Genomic DNA, 16,542 nt, shown 5'->3' on the forward strand with positions numbered 1-16,542 from the left:
CCGCAAGCTATTCTTCTGCCGTGACCACAAGCCTCAGCAGGGCCGGCAAGGACGCCGAGCCTGTTCTGCGCATGATCGAAGCGCGGTGGTTTTCGACGGTCCGCTGACTGAGGCCCAGCTCCGCGGCGATGATCTTGTTCGGCTGCCCCAGAAGAATTCTGTCCAGGATCTCCCGCTGTCTGCGGGTCAAAGTCGTAAGCGCAGCGCGCGCTGCCTCGCGCCGGGCGGAACGGTGGCTGGTACCACGCACGTGCTCGAGCGCGGTGCGGACGCTGAGCTGGATTTCTTCGAAGGAAAACGGCTTTTCGAGAAAATCCGCGGCTCCGTGCTTCATCGCGTCGACGGCCATATGGATATCGCTGTGGCCGGTAATGACGACGACCGGAAACCGATGCTGCTTCTCTTCCAGTTTCCGCAACAGATCGAGGCCGCTCATGCCCGGCAGATACGCATCCAATATCAGGCAGTTTGCCCTATCCGGATCATAGCTGGCGAGAAAGTCCTCCGCACTGGCGTAGGTCAGGACTTCCCAGCCCACATTTTCGAAAAGAGCACGGATATTGTTGCGGACGCCTTGTTCGTCGTCGACGATCTCGATCAACGGCCGAGGAAGCGCTTCCGTTCGCCCGGCTTTGCCGTCGTCCTCCGCTGCATCCCTTTTTTCCGACTGTGCGAGGAGGTCGTCGATCGCGTGGACGACCTCGCTCAGCTTCACGGGCTTGTTGAGATGCGGAATGTTGTAATCGGCATATTTGTCGAGTGCATGGCTCGATATGTCGCCCGTCAGTATGAGGCCCGGAATCTGACGGTTGAGAATGCTCCGTATGTTCTCGATCGCCGCAAGACCGTCCATTGCGGATGAAATGTTGTAGTCGGCGAGGACGATATCCGGGGTGAAGTCACCCTGCCTGACGAGCCTCACCGCTTCCAGAGCGTTGGCCGCGGTCGCAACGGCGTGCCCGGCCTGTTCCAGGCCCATTTTCAGCAATTCGCGCACCGCATCCTCGTCCTCGACAATCAGGATGGAAGCCGCCGGAGAAGGCCGGTCCTGCTCGGCTCGCGTCCCCGACGACGGCAATGCCACGAGAGGCTGGCCATTGGTGACACGATCGATCTCGACCGAGAAAACCGATCCCTTCTGCGGATGCGAGCGTATCGAGAGCTTCAATCCGAGCAGATCGCTCAGTCGCTTGACGATCGACAGTCCCAATCCCAGTCCGCGATCCCCGCGCCGAGCGGACATATCGAGCTGATAATATTCGTTGAAGATGTTTCCGATCTGATTTTTCGGAATCCCGATCCCGGTATCCCAGACCTCAAGCCGAAGCTTCCCGCCGCGCCGCCGGCAGCCGAGCAGGATCCTTCCGGTCAGCGTATATTTGAGCGCGTTCGAGAGAAGATTGCGGATGATCTGCTCCAAGAGCTGGGGATCGGTGCGGACGGCAAGCGCTGAAGGTATTACCCGCAGCTTGAGCCCCTTTGCCTGCGCCGGATAAGAGAATTCCCGCCGCATCCGCAGCAGCAGATCGCCGATCGCGAAGCTTTCAAACCTCGGCTGCACCGTACCGGCTTCGATCTGGTTGATGTCCAAGACGGTACTGAGAATGGCCGACATGGACGCGAGCGTCTCTTCCATTCGCAGAACAAGGGTCCGCGAGTGCTCGTCTTCGACGTTTTTTTCCAACAGTCCCTGGAGAAGCTTCAGCGTCTGCAAAGGTTGGCGAAGATCGTGGCTGGCGGCGGCCAGGAAGTGGGATTTCGCGGCGCTGGCCAGTTCGGCAGACTTCTTTGCCGCCTCCCTGTCCTCGGAAATCTGCTTTTGAATGCTCACGTCGACGAGAGTGACCACAACCCCTTCGATCCGGCCATCCTGGGCACGAAAGGGTTTTATTCGACGGATATACCACCTGCCGTCACCCGCATTCACCTCCCGTTCGACGGTGCCCTCGCTCTTGAGGGCGTCGAGGGCATCGGCCTCCAGCGTCCCATCGTTCGTCAGCGTGGTAAGATCGCTAAGCGGCCGGCCGATATCGGAGGCAATTATGCTGAAGAGCGATTGCGCCGCAGGTGTGAAAAGGCGGATATTCAGCGCGTTGTCGAGATAGAGCGTGGCGACGTCCATGCCGTGGAGAACATTCTCCACCTCTTTCGAAATCGCCCGCTGACGTTCCAGGGCTTCTTGCAGCCGGTTGTTGGCAGATGCCAGCTCCTGGTTCAAAGACTGCAACTCCTCCTTGGAAGTCACGAGCTCTTCATTGGCTGACTGATATTCCTCGGTCAGAGAAAACGCTTCGGCATTGATGATCTTCTGCTCCTCGCTTGCGATTTCGAGGTTGCGGATGGCCGCCTGCAGTTCGGCCCGCGTTTCTTCGAGCTCGATCTCGAGTTCGGCAGCCCGGATCGTGTCGCCAGGTGGAGCGGCTTCCTGCGGTTCCCCCCTGCGATCCGGCGCGGTGTCTTCGACGAAGCAGACCAGAAAATAATCTTCGTCCCCTGCGGGTACCGGCTCGACATGAATGCCGAAATGTATCTCGGCACCGTTGTTTTCTATACTTGCGCCTCTTGCGACAAAGCGCTGCCGATCCTGTCTTGCGCGGTGGATCGCGGCTCTGATCTTGTTGTGAAGGGCCTTCGGAGTGATCGCGAAGAGATCGTGGGACGCCGGCCCCGGCGCGATGTGAAGGAATTTGGCGATCGGGCCGGTCGAGTAGAGATATTCGTATCGTCCGTTGATGAGCAGCGCCGCCGGCGCATAGCGGTCCAGCAAAGCGCGGTGGAAAGTCTCGACCGGGGATTTGCCCAGGGATGCCGAAGTCGTGCGGCCAGGAGATGCTCGCAACCGGCCATTATCGGCGGGAGCGGTATTGAGGCGAAGCTTTCCCGATCTTGAATGTTCCACCCGCCGGTAGATCCGCTGGGGTTTTGAAATGACCTCGAAACTGTCGGCCATCCTGCCGACCGTCTCGGATGTTCCAAGCACCAGGACACCATTTTCGCGTAACGCGAAGCCGAACAGGGCCAGCGCCTTCGCCTGCGCATCCGCCTCGAGATAGATCAGCAGGTTGCGGCAGGAAACGAGATCGATATGCGAGAAGGGCGGATCGCTCAGGACGTTCTGAACGGCAAAGACAATGGCAGCGCGCAGCTCTGCCGTGACTCCGTATCCGGTTTCGTCTTTCGTGAAATAGGACTGCAGCAGTTCCGGCGGAACGGATTCAACGGCGTTGGGAGGGTAATGCCCTTCTCTCGCAAAGGCCACGGCATCGGCATCGGCATCCGAAGCGAAGACCTGGAGCTTCATGGGCACGCCCATGGCTTCGATGCGTTCGAGGAAGAGGATTGCCAGGGAATAGGCCTCTTCGCCGGTGCTGCAGCCGGCGATCCAGATGCGGACCGTGTCGTCCGGCCCCTTGCCGAGAAGCAGGTCGGGAATGACTTTCTCCCGCAAGAACCGGAATACCTGCGCGTCGCGAAAGAATCCGGTCAGGTTTACGAGCAGATCCTTGGCGAGATGCCGGCGCTCTTCCTCGCTCTCCTTCAGCCTGGAAATGTATCTGTCCATCTCTTCAAGCGGTATTCCGAGAGCAGCAAGCCGCTTTTCGACACGCCGCTTCAGAATTCCGCGCTTGTAGGAGGAGAAATCGTTGGCACCGGCTGTCCGCAGCAGGTCGATGATCTCCGTCAGAGGTATCATACCGTCCGTCGCGACCGATACACCAGGGCGGGTGCGTCCCACCGCCACGTGATTTGCAATCGCCTCCGGCATCCTCGCGACCGGCAGCACGATCGCATCGATCGCCGATCTGATCGCATTGCGGTGCATTTCGTCGAACCCGGCCTCCCCCGGCTCCTGCATCATGACGAGCCCCCCGGCATTCCTTATCGAGCCGGCGGCAGCGAAACCGTCGGCTCCCGTTCCGGCCAGCAGGATCGCGACCGCATGCGAGCCACATTCGCGAGCCATGGAATGCAATAGGAAATCGAATGGCCGATGCGTCTCATCATGATCCCGCGTTGTTGCCGTGAGATGAAGTCCGTTCGCCCCAGCCGATATGTAGAATCCCGGCGAAGCGACATAGACATGCTCAGGCTTGAGGGCGATGCCGTCCGTCGCCTGAACCACTTTCATCGAGGTCTCAGCCGACGACAATTCCGCCAAGGTATTCTCAGATGTCAGATCAGCGTGCTGCACAAGTATGAATGCACAGCCGGTCCGATCGGGCAAAGTTCTCAGCAGTGCCTTTACTGTATCCAATCCCCGGGAGGATGCTCCGATACCAACTATCTCGAAGTCTATCACGAACTCCGTTGCAAGGCCATGCGAACGTCCGCCCGATTTTCTGCCGGACAGAGCCGGCTTTCTTCTTTCGGCGAGCCGGCGTTTTACCATGCTTGATTCTCGCTTGATGTCGTGATGGGCCCTGCCGTGAACGCTCATGAAGCCGAGCTTTCGGCAGGCCGGTAAACAGTAGTTTACCCTCTTCCCGGTCATCGCCGGCGGCGTCGCGCAAACCGTCAAGACAGACGGCTATGTTCGTCCCCCTGATACGGTATATCAACAATCCTTAATATAGATATATGACCATAAGCCGTAAGCTCTTATCCAAGTAGTCATACGATTGTGATCTGTGATAAGTTAATAGTTGTTTTTACCTATTTTGGTGCAGTTTCCGCATCAAAACTGTTACTGTATCAGTAGAGGCATACGGAACATTAGGTATTTTCCGATGCTTCCCTACTTGCGGTATACCATAGTAGTTTTTTCTCATACGCCTCTTGTCCACACGCATTGCAAGAGTGACGGACAAGGAACGTGCTGCAATCAGTTCGACTATAAGCATTCGAGAATGCTGCGTTCCCATAAACACTGTTTTCAACAGCATGCCAAAGACAGAAATTCCGCTTGAAATTCGAAAACTAGAAGCAGGTAAGTCGCCCCACATGACGTGAGAGGCAGACGGACCTTGAAACGGCGTGTCACCAGCTGTTCAGGGTCGAGGGGGAAGAATGTCAACAGCAGTCCCAAGTTACGGCTATGTGCCGAATGGTTCCAGGTATCGTGCTGTCGTCAACTCGATGAGGGGTTCCGAGACCGTAAGTCACGATATTCCAAAACTGGCAATTATCGACGACAGGGCTCTTGATCGCGAGTGCCTGGCCCAAAGCCTCATCGCCCACGGGCTCGGCATGGACGTCGAGCTGTTCGAGTCTCTCGATACGTGGAGAAAGACGTCGGATTCCAAGCATTCCGGCATTCTCATCAATATCGGCCGGAGTGATTTCTTCAACGAGACCTTCATAAACGATCTGAAGGATCTCATTTCGGAATTCCCGGATGTTCCCGTCGTCATCTTGGCGGAAAACCGCGACCTTCGTCAGATCCTGCGCGCTTTCGAAGCCGGCGTTCGAGGATATATCTCCTCCGCGATCGGCCTGACCGTCTGCGTGGGCGCCATTTCACTGGCTCTGGCGGGAGGTACGTTCATCTCGGCCGAAAACCTGAACGATCTGCGTCAGCTGCTGCTCGTGGCGGAAGACAAGGAGCGTCGGCGGACGGCCATGTTCACGCAACGTGAGGCGGACGTGATCGACGCGCTGACACGCGGGAAGCCCAATAAGATCATAGCCTACGAGCTCAATCTTCGCGAAAGCACGGTCAAGGTGCATATCCGGAACATCATGAAGAAATTGCATGCCAGGAACCGGACCGAAGTCATCTTCAAGGTATCCGACATATTCAAGTAGATCCTGAGAATACTTCCATTAGACCCCTGCTTCCCCTGATGCCAGTCAGGTGGAGACACAGGCAGATGCTGCTTGCGTCTTGCTGACGCGCCCCGCGCCGTTCGGCTTAAGCCTTTCGATCAAGGCCGGCCGTCCAATGGCGGAATGAACCCGTTCGGCCCGGATGCGATAGAGTTCGGCATCGAGATCGGCAATCGGGGCACGATATGATGGGAAAGCTCATCCAGAACTTTGAAACCTCTGACCGCCTCCGCAAGCGGGCACGCCAGATGATCCCCGGCGGTGCCCACACCTATGCGAAGGGAGACGACCAGTACCCTATCCTTTCTCCCGGCTTCATCGTCAACGGATACGGCAGCCACGTCTGGGATGTCGACGGCAACGAATATATCGAATACGGGATGGGCAACCGGGCCGTCGGCCTCGGGCATGCGTATTTCCATGTCATCGAGGCCGTGAGGGCCGAACTGGAGCGCGGCTGCAATTTCACGCGCCCGTCCCGGATAGAGGTCGATTGCGCGACCACCTTTCTCGAGACGATCACAACGGCCGAAATGGTCAAATTCTGCAAGAACGGCTCGGATGCGACATCTGCGGCGATACGGCTTGCGAGGGCGGTGACGGGACGCGATCTTATCGCCCGCTGCAGCGACCACCCGTTCTTCTCCACCGATGACTGGTTCATCGGCACGACGGAAATGAATGCGGGAATCCCGAAAGTGATTCAGAAGCTGACGGTCGGCTTCCAGTACAACGACATCGAAAGCGCACAGAGCCTCTTCAGCCGATATCCCGGCAGGATCGCCGCGTTCATTCTCGAACCGTCGCGCGGGGAAAAACCGAAGGACCATTACCTCCACAAGCTGCGAAGGCTGTGCCACGAAAACGGGGCCCTGTTCATTCTCGACGAGATGATCACCGGCTTTCGATGGGATGTCGGAGGCGCGCAGAAAGCCTATGACATAACGCCCGACCTTTCCTGCTTCGGCAAGGCCCTGGGCAACGGCTTTTCGATTTCAGCGCTTGCGGGGAAGCGGGAATTCATGGAGCGCGGCGGACTGAGCGAGACGTCGAAGCCGCGCGTATTCCTGCTTTCGACAACCCATGGCGCAGAAACCCATGCGATGGCGGCCGCCATCGCCACCATGCGCGTCTATCGGCACGAACCGGTTATCGAATACCTCATCCGCCAGGGCAACACCTTGCGGTCGGCAGTCGGCCAGATCGTCGCCGGCCACGGGCTCGATCATCACTTCGGCGTCCAGGGACATCCGGCCTGCCTCAGCTATTCGACGCTCGATGAAGAGGGAAAGCCCTCCCAGGCTTTTCGCTCCCTGTTTCTGCAGGAGACTATCCGCCGGGGCATTCTCGCCCCCTCGCTGGTCGTCAGCTATACGCATTCGGACGAAGACATAGAACGAACTCTCGACGCCATCGACGAGGCGCTCGGGGTCTACAAGAAAGCCCTGGACCACGGCGTCGAAAAATACCTGGTCGGCAGGCCTTCGGATGTCGTCTTCCGCCGCTTCAACCTGCAGCCGCCGGCCGCGCGGCAACCGCAGCCCGACGCCAGCCCCGCCGGTTGACCGGGTCTCATCCGAAAGCCGTAGCGGCGGGCAAAGACCTCATCAGATCGCATGCCGGCGGCGACCGGTTTCCTCAGTCCAACGCCCTCTGACGAAACGATACGCTTTTCCGCGTCACAAGATGCTCGGAGAAAAAGGCGATGAGAGTTCTGGTTACCGGACATAGAGGATATATCGGCTCCGTCATGGTGCCCATCCTGCTCAAGGCAGGCCATGAGGTTCATGGCTATGACAGCGAATTCTATCATCGGTGCACCTATCTGCCCGGAGGCCAGCTCCCGAAAGTCCCGGGCGTCTGCAAGGACGTCCGCGACATAACCCAGGCCGACCTCGAAGGGTTCGACGCGGTCATTCATCTGGCCGCCCTTTCCAATGATCCGCTGAGCAATCTCAATCCGGACATTACCTACGAGATCAACTATCGCGGCAGCGTCCGGGTGGCGACGGCGGCCAAGAAGGCCGGCGTCAAGCGGTTTCTGTTTGCCTCGTCCTGCAGCAATTACGGCGCGGCCGGGGAAGGTTTCGTCAACGAGACGGCGGAACTGAAGCCGGTCTCGGCCTACGGTACGTCCAAGGTTCTCGCTGAGCGCGAAATCGCAGGCCTGGCGGATGCCGGTTTCTGCCCCGTATATATGCGGCCGGCGACGGCCTACGGGCTTTCCCCCATGCTGCGCTTCGACATCGTGCTCAACAATCTCACCGCATGGGCCGTGACCGAAGGCCTCATCCTCCTGAAATCCGACGGCACGCCGTGGCGCCCGATCGTCCATATCGAGGATATATCGCGTGCATTTTTGGCTGCGCTGGAGGCGCCGGTCGACGATGTCCATAACCAGGCGTTCAATGTGGGTCAGGATGCGCATAACTACCAGATCAGGGAGATCGCCGAGATCGTCGCCATGACGGTACCGGGATGCCGCCTGCAATATGCAAGCGACGCAAGCCCCGACACCCGTTCCTACCGGGTCGATTTCGGCAAGATCGCAAGAACGCTGCCGGCTTTCAAACCCACCTGGACCGCCGCTGCCGGCGCCGCGCAGCTCTATCGCGCCTACAAGAGCGCCGGCCTCACCCTCGCGGAGTTCGAAGGGCCGCGCTATCAGCGGATCGGCCAGCTCCAGAAGCTGATCCGCGACCATGACATCGACGAAAACCTGCGGCGCCCCCCGGGATCCGCCGGCATGCCTCCGGTCATGGCCAGGATGTGAGGCGGATCGATGGATGGCGTCGGGAAAATGCTCGGGCCGCCTTTCGCCTCGCCGCGCGACGAAGACCTGGGACAGGCGATCTACGTGCTCGCCTGCCGTCTTTTCCCCCTGTGTCGCAGCATCACGGGCCAGGGTGTCAGGGATACGATCGGCATCCTGCGGGACTATATCGAGATCGAGTGCAAAGAAGTTCCGAGCGGGACGCGTGTGTTCGATTGGACGATCCCCGACGAATGGATCGTCAGGGACGCCTATGTGAAGGATGCTTCCGGACGAAAAATCATCGATTTCAAGGCATCCAATCTCCACCTCATGAACTACAGCATACCGGTGCGGCGCGTCATGCCGCTGACGGAGCTGAAGGAGCATCTATATACGCTACCGGCGCAGCCGGACCTCATCCCTTACAAGACCGCCTACTATACCGATGCCTGGGGCTTCTGCATGGCTCACCGGGAGTTCCTGAAGCTCGCGGACGGGAATTACGAGGTCGTCGTCGATACGGAAAAGAGGCCGGGCCATCTCGTCTACGGCGAATACCTTCATGACGGGGCAAGCAAGAGAGAGGTTCTTCTCTACGCGCATATCTGCCATCCGTCGCTCGCCAACGACAATTGTTCCGGTCTGGCGCTGCTGACATGCCTTGCCGCGTACATGAAGGCGGTGAAGACGTATTACAGCTATCGTTTCGTCTTCGCGCCCGGGACCATCGGGTCGCTCGCGTGGCTGAGCAACAACGAGCACCGCCTTCCGGATATCGCGCACGGCCTCGTTCTGTCCTGTGTCGGAGACGGCGGAGGCCCGAATTACAAGCGAAGCCGGCGGGGCGACGCGCCGATTGACCGCATCGCTGCCTGCACCCGTTGCGGAGACGAAGGTACTCCTCTCAATATCGCCGACTTCAGCCCTTACGGTTACGACGAGAGACAATTCTGCTCGCCGGGCTTCAACCTGCCGGTCGGCCTTCTGCAGAGAAGCGCTTTCGGCACCTTTCCCGAATATCATACGTCGGCCGACAACCTCGATTTCATCCGGCCGGAGCATCTGGGCGCCTCCTTCCGGATGGTCCGGGACATGATCGATGCCCTGGAGGGAAACTGGACGCCGCTCAACCTCTCGCCCAAGGGCGAACCGCAATTGAGCAAGTACGGGCTTTTCTCCGTCATCGGAGGGCACAAGACCAACAGCGAGCGAACCATGGCCTATCTTTGGGTGCTCAATCTGGCGGACGGGCGCCATTCGCTGCTGGACATCGCGGAAAGATCGGGAATGCCGTTTTCGGAGATCGCCATGGCGGCTGCCGTGCTGCAGGAGGCCGGGCTCGTTTCGAACCTCGGCTTCACGGAACGGTAGAAGCGTCCTCGAATATCCATCTCGGCCAGTTCGTATCCCGCTCCGAAATCACCGCCGGTCGTGCCGGCCAGGTGATGCCGATCGCAGGCTCGTCATAACGAATGCCGGATGCGCTGCCCTGCGCGTATGGAGCGGAAATCATGTAGGACACGGCGACATTATCGCTGAGCGATTGAAAGCCGTGGGCGAATCCCTCCGGAATATAGAACTGCAAGCCGTTGTCCGCCGAAAGCACCGTGGCGACCCAATTGAGATAGGTCGGCGAGTTGCGGCGCAGATCCACGGCCACGTCCCAGATCGCCCCCCTGATGCAGGAGACGAGCTTGACCTCCTGATGCGGCGGCTTCTGGAAATGAAGGCCGCGCAGCGTGTGCTTCAGCACCGACTGAGACACGCTGTGCTGGACGAAATCCGCCGCCAGGCCATGGTCGGAAAATTCCCGCTTGCAGAACGTCCGCGCGAAGGAGCCGCGGAGGTCGAGCACCGGCTCGGGCTCGATGACCCAGAGACCGTCGATCTTCGTCTCGATAAACCGCATCGCCATCTCCCTGCCGGATGCCATGGTGATCACCAGATCAGCGACTTTCCTCCATCACAGGCTATCCGGAAAAGGCCCCTATAAGTTGTATTTCCGAGCTTATGTCCATATCCGCTTCAGAGCCGAAATCCATCCAGAACTATAGGTTTACTAATAAAACTCGCCCTAATACGGCTTTTGGATGATGTCCCCTACCGGAATACAGTCTCGATTCACCTCCTTTTCCATAATAAATTGCGAATTAACGATAAAAACGGCCGATCAGCCGGAAAAGCAACCAGGGGTGTCATATGAGTGGCGGGACTGAGCGTTCCTTCAGTGTAGACAATGCGCGAAATATAGGGCTGTGCCGGCTGTGCGGCGCCCCTCTCGAACATACATTCGTCGATCTCGGAATGTCGCCACCGTGCGAGAGTTTCGTACCTGCCGCTGCCGTCAACAACATGGAGCCCTATTACCCGCTGCACGCTTTCGTCTGCAGCGAGTGCTTCCTTGTGCAGCTCGGGGAATATGTCGCGCCGGAGGAGATTTTCGAGGAGTATGCGTATTTCTCCTCCTACTCGGATAGCTGGGTCGCGCATGCCAGGCGATACTGCGAGCTCGCAATCGAGCGGCTATCGCTGGATCGCGACAGCTTCGTCGTCGAGATCGCCAGCAATGACGGCTATCTCCTCCAGCACTTCCTGGAGAAGGACATTCCCATCCTCGGCATCGAGCCCGCCATCAACGTTGCGAAAGTGGCGGTGGAAAAGGGCATTCCGACCCTCACCGACTTCTTCGGCAAGGCGCTTGCGAAGCAGATGGTCGCGGAAGGAAGGCAAGCCGATCTCATCATCGGCAACAACGTTCTCGCGCAGGTGCCCGATCTCAACGACTTCGTCGCCGGCATGAAGGTTCTGCTCAAGCCGTCAGGCGCGATAACGCTCGAATTTCCGCACATCGCGAGGCTGATCGAGGAAAACCAGTTCGATACGATCTATCACGAGCACTTCTCCTATTTCTCGCTTTTGACCATCGAAAAGATGGCGGAGCGCCACGGCCTGAAAGTGTTCGGCGTCGAGGAACTGCCGACCCATGGCGGGTCGCTGCGGGTCTATCTCACCCATGCCGCCAACGCGATACGGCGCGAGCCTCGTGTGGATGCGCTGCTGGAGCGTGAGCGCGAATGCAAGCTCGACCGTGTCGAGACCTATACGGCCTTCGCCGCGGCGGTGCGCCAGACGAAACGAAACCTTCTCTCCTTCCTCATCCGCCTCAAAGAGATGCGCAAATCCATCTGCGCCTACGGGGCCCCCGGCAAGGGCAACACCCTGCTCAACTATTGCGGCATCGGCACGGATTTCATCGACTTCGCGGTCGACCGCAATCCGTACAAGCACGGCCGCTTCACGCCGGGAATGCATATCCCGATCAAGCCCGTCAGCGAGATCGAACGCACCAAGCCGGACTACATCCTTATTCTGCCGTGGAACCTCAAGAACGAAATCGTCAGCCAGATGAAGGGCATCGGCGAGTGGGGCGGCAAGTTCGTTGTTCCTATACCCGACGTCTCCGTCATCGATCCCAAGGAGCTCGGACAATGAAGGTCGTTTTGTTTTGCGGCGGCAGAGGTACGCGCATCAGGGAATATTCGGAAAGCGTTCCCAAGCCGCTCATCCCGCTCGGATCCCAACCCATCATGCGTCATGTGATGGAGTATTATTCGAGCTTCGGCCACGACGACTTCATCCTCTGCCTCGGCTACAAGGCAGCCGCGATCAAGGACTTCTTCCTCAACAGCCGGCCGGAAGCCTATGCCGACTGCACCATATCCAGTTCGGGCCGCGTCGAAATGCTCGGCGGGCCGCCAAGGGACTGGCGCGTCTCGCTGATCGACACCGGCATATGGCGCAATATCGGCGAACGCCTGTGGGCGGTGCGCAACCATCTCATGAACGAGAAGATCTTTCTGGCGAACTACAGCGACGGCCTGACGGACGTCGATCTCGACGACATGGTCGAGCGGTTCGAGAAAAGCGACAAGCTCGCCTGCTTCCTCGCCGTGCGGCCTCCCCTGACCTACCACCTCGCCGATATCGAGGAGAACGGACGGGTCAGGGAATTCAGATCGTCCGAGACCTCCGACATGTGGATCAACGGCGGCTATTTCCTGATGCGGAGAGAGATCTTCGACTACATGCGCGACGGCGAGGAGCTCGTGCTCGAGCCCTTCGCCCGCCTGATCGCCGAAGACAAGCTCATGGCCTACAAGCACGAGGGCTTCTGGCGATCCATGGATACGCTGCGTGACTGGCAGACCCTGGAGGCCATGGTGGAACGCGGCGACATGCCGTGGATAAAGCGCCATGCCGCCCAAAGGACTGCGGCACGCGCTGCGGTGCAGCTCCCATGAGGAAGATATCTCTGGCGGCACCCGGCGACCGGCTTTCCGTACTTTGCCTCGGGGCCCATTCCGACGACATCGAGATCGGCGCGGGAGGCACGATCCTCAGCCTGCTTTCGGAGGGCGTGCAGCTCGACGTGCACTGGTGCGTGCTCAGCGCCGGCAACGAACGTGCCGCCGAAGCGCGGAGGTCCGCCGAAGCATTCCTGCAGAGAGCGGCTTCCTATTCCATCGAGCTCGGCGCATTCCAGGACAGTTTCTTCCCGAGCCAGAGCCGCGAAATAAAGTCCTGGCTGCTGGCGCTCCGCGAAAGGGTCCATCCCGACGTCATCTTCACGCACAGCGGTGAGGACGCGCACCAGGACCACCGCGAAATCAATAAGTTAACGACCAATATCTTTCGCGATCATCTGGTGCTGGAATACGAAATTCCGAAGTGGGACGGGGATTTCTGCAGGCGCAACACCTATGTGCCGCTGAGCGAAGACGCCTTGAACATGAAGGTGGCGCTTCTTCTCGAGCATTTCGGCACGCAGAGGTCCAAAGACTGGTTCGATGCGGAAACCTTCAGAGGCCTGGCGCGTCTGCGAGGCATGGAATGCCGCGCGCCGGCACGTTTTGCGGAGGCGTTTACCGTCAGAAAGTTTGTTTTGGCCTGATGCTCGATGAGCTGACAGCGCTTGAGTATCTGCCTGCTGAAAAAAGAGAACTCGCATTCGTCTAGGTATCTCAGTCACAGTAGGGGGAGTACGTGTAATGATTGATGGCAATGGGTTCTACAGTGCTATTCGGCTCGACAAGTACGATGAGCTGGGGGCAGCATCACTGCAATGCGACTTGGGGAACGACGAGCCCGACCCTCCAATCCGGGCCGACCGGGGATATATCGCCCTCATAGACCGGCGGACGCTGGAGCGGGAATGCCTGGCACACGGGCTTGACTATCACCACATCGACCGACGGGTCTTCACCTTCTCCAGCCTCGGAGAATGGCAGCAGGCAAAAGCCGATCTCGGAATACCCTCGGCAGTGCTCTTCAACGCGGGCAACTGCGCGGCGAGCGACCAGCAATTGGCCGCCGAGATCGCGGAACTCGTCGCGGCAGTAGCTCCGGCCGCGGTGGTCGTCCTGTCCGACAACCAGGAGATCAACACGGTTCTCGATATCATCGGGCTCGGCGTCCGAGGCTACGTACCGAGCTCCGTCAGCATCGACGTGTGCATCCAGGCGATCAGCCTCGCGATTGCCGGCGGCAGGTTCATTCCGGCGAGCAGCGTCCTCAACATACGGGAGCTTCTCGGCGTTCCCTCGCGCAGGGCCATGCCGGCCATGAAATTCACCAGCCGGCAATCCGCCATCGCGCAGGCATTGCGCTGCGGCAAGGCGAACAAGGACATCGCGTCGGAACTCAACCTCTGCGAAAGCACGATCAAGGTGCATATCCGCAATATCATGAAGAAGCTCGGCGCAACCAACCGGACTGAAGTGGCCTGCAAGATCGGCGATATGGTTTGCGAACGCTAGCCGCGCTTTTGAGGCATATCAACGTCGGTTTACAGCAGGTACCGCAATGATCCAGTCGTCGTCGCCTCCTGCGGAGCAGGACGGAATCCCTCGCCTCCTCGCCATCATCTGGGAGCGAAAGACAGTTGTCCTGCTTTGCATGCTCGCGAGCTTCGCCATCGCCGCATTCGGCTACTGGCAAAGCCCGACCCGATATAAGTCGGAGGCGATCCTGGCGCTCAATGTGCGCAAACTTCAGGCTCTGCCGACCGAATCGGTCGTTTCGCCCCTGCCGCAGGAAAGTCCGGTCCTTCGCACGGAACTCGATATCATCGGCTCCAGGTCGATGGCCGAGCGGGTTCTCATCGATCTCCAGAAGGCCAATCCGCCCAATAGCCAGCCAGGCAAATACGCCCGGTTGTCCAGCGATCCGGACGCGATCCGGAAAGATGTAGAGGCCCAGAAGCAGATAGACGATCTGCTGACGAACGTTCGTGTCATGAACGACGGACGCTCCTATACCATCTACATTTCCTACTATGCGAGCGAACCGGCCTACGCGGCCATGGTCGCCAACGCCTTTGGCGAAGCCTATATCGATTACCAGATAGACCTTCAGACGACGGCGACGCGCCGCGTCAGCGAATGGCTCGGAGAGCGCCTCGGCAGCCTCCGTACCAAGCTTGAGGATTCGGAGAAAGCGGCGGCGGAATTCCGCGAGAAGTCGGGGCTGATCGACACCGGCGGCATCACGCTGCAGGCCCAGCGCCTCTCCGGACTGAACGCCGAACTGACCTCCCTGCAGGCAAGGCTTGCCGGATCGAAGGCACGCCTTGCAACCGCTCTCGAAGTTCAGCAGAGCGGCGACAGCGTCGGTTTGACCGAGGTTCTTTCGTCGCCCACAATCCAGCTCCTGCGTGCCGAGCAGGCCCGCGTGATCCGGGCGATCGCGGAAATCGACGAGAGCGGCGCACGCATGAACCCGCAGCTGCCGCAACTTTCCTCACAGCTCGCATCGCTGAACAAGCAGGTGGGCCAGGAGATTTCGCAGATCATCGACAGCCTGCGGAACGAGATCGCGATCAATGAAAAACAGCAGGGAGAGGTCGAGGCCAGGCTCAAGGACGTGCAGCGGGCGATATCGGCGACCAATATGGCCGTCGTTCAATCCGCCCAGCTCGACCGCGAGGCAGCCGCAAACCGCTCCATCTACGAGACCTATCTCGCCCGCTACAAGCAAACCATCGAACAGGATGGCATCGCGACCGCCGAAGCGAGGATCATCTCCCGCGCCATGCCGAGCCGCAATCCCACCAGCCCGGATGCGAGGCTATGGGGTCTGGCGGCGCTTCTGCTCGGAATGAGCACCGGCCTGGTCGCCGCACTCGTCCTGAACTTCATGGACAGATCGATCGGCTCCGTTTCCGCCCTTCAACAGAAAACCGGGCTCGCCGTCATCGGCCGCATCCCGCGCATTCCGCCGAAGGAAGTCCGCAACAGGTCCGGCAAGCCCGGCAGCGGCACCGCCGATTTCGACAGCGCCGTCGCCGACCTCAAAGCGTATATCCAGCTCTCCGAAGACAGGGCCCGCGTGATTGCGTTCACGTCGTCTGCCGATCACGAAGGCAAGACATTCGTCGTCGCGAATCTGGCCAGATCGCTCGCCTTGAGCGGCGTCAAACTGCTCGTCATCGACGCCAATCTGAGAGATCCGGGGCTTGCCCGGGAATTCCAAATTCAGCCCTCGCCCCATCTCGCCCGTGCGATCGCCCGCGAAATATCGTTCGACGAGGTCATCCAGCGCGACCCGGCCTCCGGCGTGGACATCATCGCCGCTCCCGCGGATGGCGCGCCACCCGATTTCACTCTGGGAAACAAAGGGTTTGCCGCGCTCATCGCGGAGATGAGGCAGCGCTACGAGTTCGTGCTGATCGATGCGCCGTCGGCTTCGCACGACCTCGACCTGCTGCGGATCGCGAGCCTCTCGGACACCGTCACCTTCGTGGTCAGAAGCGGGGTTGGCGACAGCGCAGACATCGAAAATGCGGTCATCAAGCTCCGCGTGGCCGGCAAGCACGTCATCGGCATCGTCCTCAATGGCGTTCGACGGCAGAAACAGCGGCGCCGGTCGCGCTGGAGAGGGATGTTCGGAGCAAAGGGCACGTCCGGACAAAAGCCGGCATTCACGCCCCGCCCTTCAATCGTCGTCTCGAATGCGAGGTGAAA

11 protein-coding genes are annotated in these 16,542 nt (G+C 59.4%); 9 read left to right on the top strand and 2 right to left on the bottom strand.

Annotation, left to right across the window (positions count from 1 at the left end):
• Positions 1-7 precede the first annotated feature (7 nt).
• Complete coding sequence (locus QTA58_RS23085) at positions 8-4,492, bottom strand: CheR family methyltransferase (RefSeq protein ID WP_289671030.1); 4,485 nt, start codon at positions 4,490-4,492, stop codon at positions 8-10.
• Positions 4,493-5,007: 515 nt separating this feature from the next.
• On the opposite strand from QTA58_RS23085, the gene QTA58_RS23090 reads away from it, so the two are divergent.
• From QTA58_RS23090 to QTA58_RS23105, 4 genes are all read left to right on the top strand, one after another.
• Entirely contained in the window at positions 5,008-5,745 is a 738-nt protein-coding gene (locus QTA58_RS23090; protein ID WP_085423225.1) for a response regulator transcription factor, read from the top strand.
• Between the two features lie 209 nt (positions 5,746-5,954).
• Entirely contained in the window at positions 5,955-7,331 is a 1,377-nt protein-coding gene (locus tag QTA58_RS23095) for a glutamate-1-semialdehyde 2,1-aminomutase (RefSeq protein WP_289673283.1), read from the top strand.
• Between the two features lie 140 nt (positions 7,332-7,471).
• Positions 7,472-8,539, top strand: coding sequence for an NAD(P)-dependent oxidoreductase (locus QTA58_RS23100; RefSeq protein WP_289671031.1), 1,068 nt, complete (start codon positions 7,472-7,474; stop codon positions 8,537-8,539).
• 9 nt (positions 8,540-8,548) lie between these two features.
• Complete coding sequence (locus tag QTA58_RS23105; protein ID WP_289671032.1) at positions 8,549-9,892, top strand: DUF4910 domain-containing protein; 1,344 nt, start codon at positions 8,549-8,551, stop codon at positions 9,890-9,892.
• On the opposite strand, the gene rfbC is transcribed toward QTA58_RS23105, so the two are convergent.
• Positions 9,879-10,430 carry a dTDP-4-dehydrorhamnose 3,5-epimerase gene (gene rfbC, locus QTA58_RS23110; protein ID WP_289673284.1) on the bottom strand — a complete coding sequence of 184 codons (552 nt, stop codon included), beginning with the start codon at positions 10,428-10,430 and terminating at the stop codon, positions 9,879-9,881. The two genes, QTA58_RS23105 and rfbC, sit on opposite strands and share 14 nt — an antisense overlap.
• Positions 10,431-10,720: 290 nt before the next feature.
• Between rfbC and QTA58_RS23115 the strand changes: the two genes are divergently transcribed.
• From QTA58_RS23115 to QTA58_RS23135, 5 genes are all read left to right on the top strand, one after another.
• The gene (locus tag QTA58_RS23115; protein ID WP_289671034.1) at positions 10,721-12,013 is read left to right on the top strand and encodes a class I SAM-dependent methyltransferase; all 1,293 of its coding nucleotides are present in this window, start codon (positions 10,721-10,723) and stop codon (positions 12,011-12,013) included.
• Positions 12,010-12,822, top strand: a complete 813-nt coding sequence (locus tag QTA58_RS23120) for a glucose-1-phosphate cytidylyltransferase (protein WP_085423219.1) — start codon at positions 12,010-12,012, stop codon at positions 12,820-12,822. The genes QTA58_RS23115 and QTA58_RS23120 overlap by 4 nt, the downstream gene beginning before the upstream one ends.
• Complete coding sequence (locus tag QTA58_RS23125; protein ID WP_085423218.1) at positions 12,819-13,472, top strand: PIG-L deacetylase family protein; 654 nt, start codon at positions 12,819-12,821, stop codon at positions 13,470-13,472. The genes QTA58_RS23120 and QTA58_RS23125 overlap by 4 nt, the downstream gene beginning before the upstream one ends.
• A 97-nt stretch (positions 13,473-13,569) precedes the next feature.
• The gene (locus QTA58_RS23130) at positions 13,570-14,337 is read left to right on the top strand and encodes a response regulator transcription factor (protein ID WP_289671036.1); all 768 of its coding nucleotides are present in this window, start codon (positions 13,570-13,572) and stop codon (positions 14,335-14,337) included.
• Between the two features lie 46 nt (positions 14,338-14,383).
• The gene (locus QTA58_RS23135; protein WP_289671037.1) at positions 14,384-16,540 is read left to right on the top strand and encodes a polysaccharide biosynthesis tyrosine autokinase; all 2,157 of its coding nucleotides are present in this window, start codon (positions 14,384-14,386) and stop codon (positions 16,538-16,540) included.
• Positions 16,541-16,542: the final 2 nt, after the last annotated feature.

It is taken from the genome of Neorhizobium sp. CSC1952 (assembly GCF_030378245.1).
GTDB classification, from domain to species: domain Bacteria; phylum Pseudomonadota; class Alphaproteobacteria; order Rhizobiales; family Rhizobiaceae; genus Neorhizobium; species Neorhizobium oryzae_A.

Bases quoted from the DNA above. Each gene is read 5' to 3' on its own strand.
- rfbC (WP_289673284.1), bottom strand. From the start codon at position 10,430: ATGCGGTTTATCGAGACGAAGATCGACGGTCTCTGGGTCATCGAGCCC.
- QTA58_RS23100 (WP_289671031.1), top strand. From the start codon at position 7,472: ATGAGAGTTCTGGTTACCGGACATAGAGGATATATCGGCTCCGTCATG.
- QTA58_RS23125 (WP_085423218.1), top strand. From the start codon at position 12,819: ATGAGGAAGATATCTCTGGCGGCACCCGGCGACCGGCTTTCCGTACTT.
- QTA58_RS23090 (WP_085423225.1), top strand. From the start codon at position 5,008: ATGTCAACAGCAGTCCCAAGTTACGGCTATGTGCCGAATGGTTCCAGG.
- QTA58_RS23135 (WP_289671037.1), top strand. From the start codon at position 14,384: ATGATCCAGTCGTCGTCGCCTCCTGCGGAGCAGGACGGAATCCCTCGC.
- QTA58_RS23095 (WP_289673283.1), top strand. From the start codon at position 5,955: ATGGGAAAGCTCATCCAGAACTTTGAAACCTCTGACCGCCTCCGCAAG.
- QTA58_RS23115 (WP_289671034.1), top strand. From the start codon at position 10,721: ATGAGTGGCGGGACTGAGCGTTCCTTCAGTGTAGACAATGCGCGAAAT.
- QTA58_RS23130 (WP_289671036.1), top strand. From the start codon at position 13,570: ATGATTGATGGCAATGGGTTCTACAGTGCTATTCGGCTCGACAAGTAC.
- QTA58_RS23085 (WP_289671030.1), bottom strand. From the start codon at position 4,492: ATGACCGGGAAGAGGGTAAACTACTGTTTACCGGCCTGCCGAAAGCTC.
- QTA58_RS23120 (WP_085423219.1), top strand. From the start codon at position 12,010: ATGAAGGTCGTTTTGTTTTGCGGCGGCAGAGGTACGCGCATCAGGGAA.
- QTA58_RS23105 (WP_289671032.1), top strand. From the start codon at position 8,549: ATGGATGGCGTCGGGAAAATGCTCGGGCCGCCTTTCGCCTCGCCGCGC.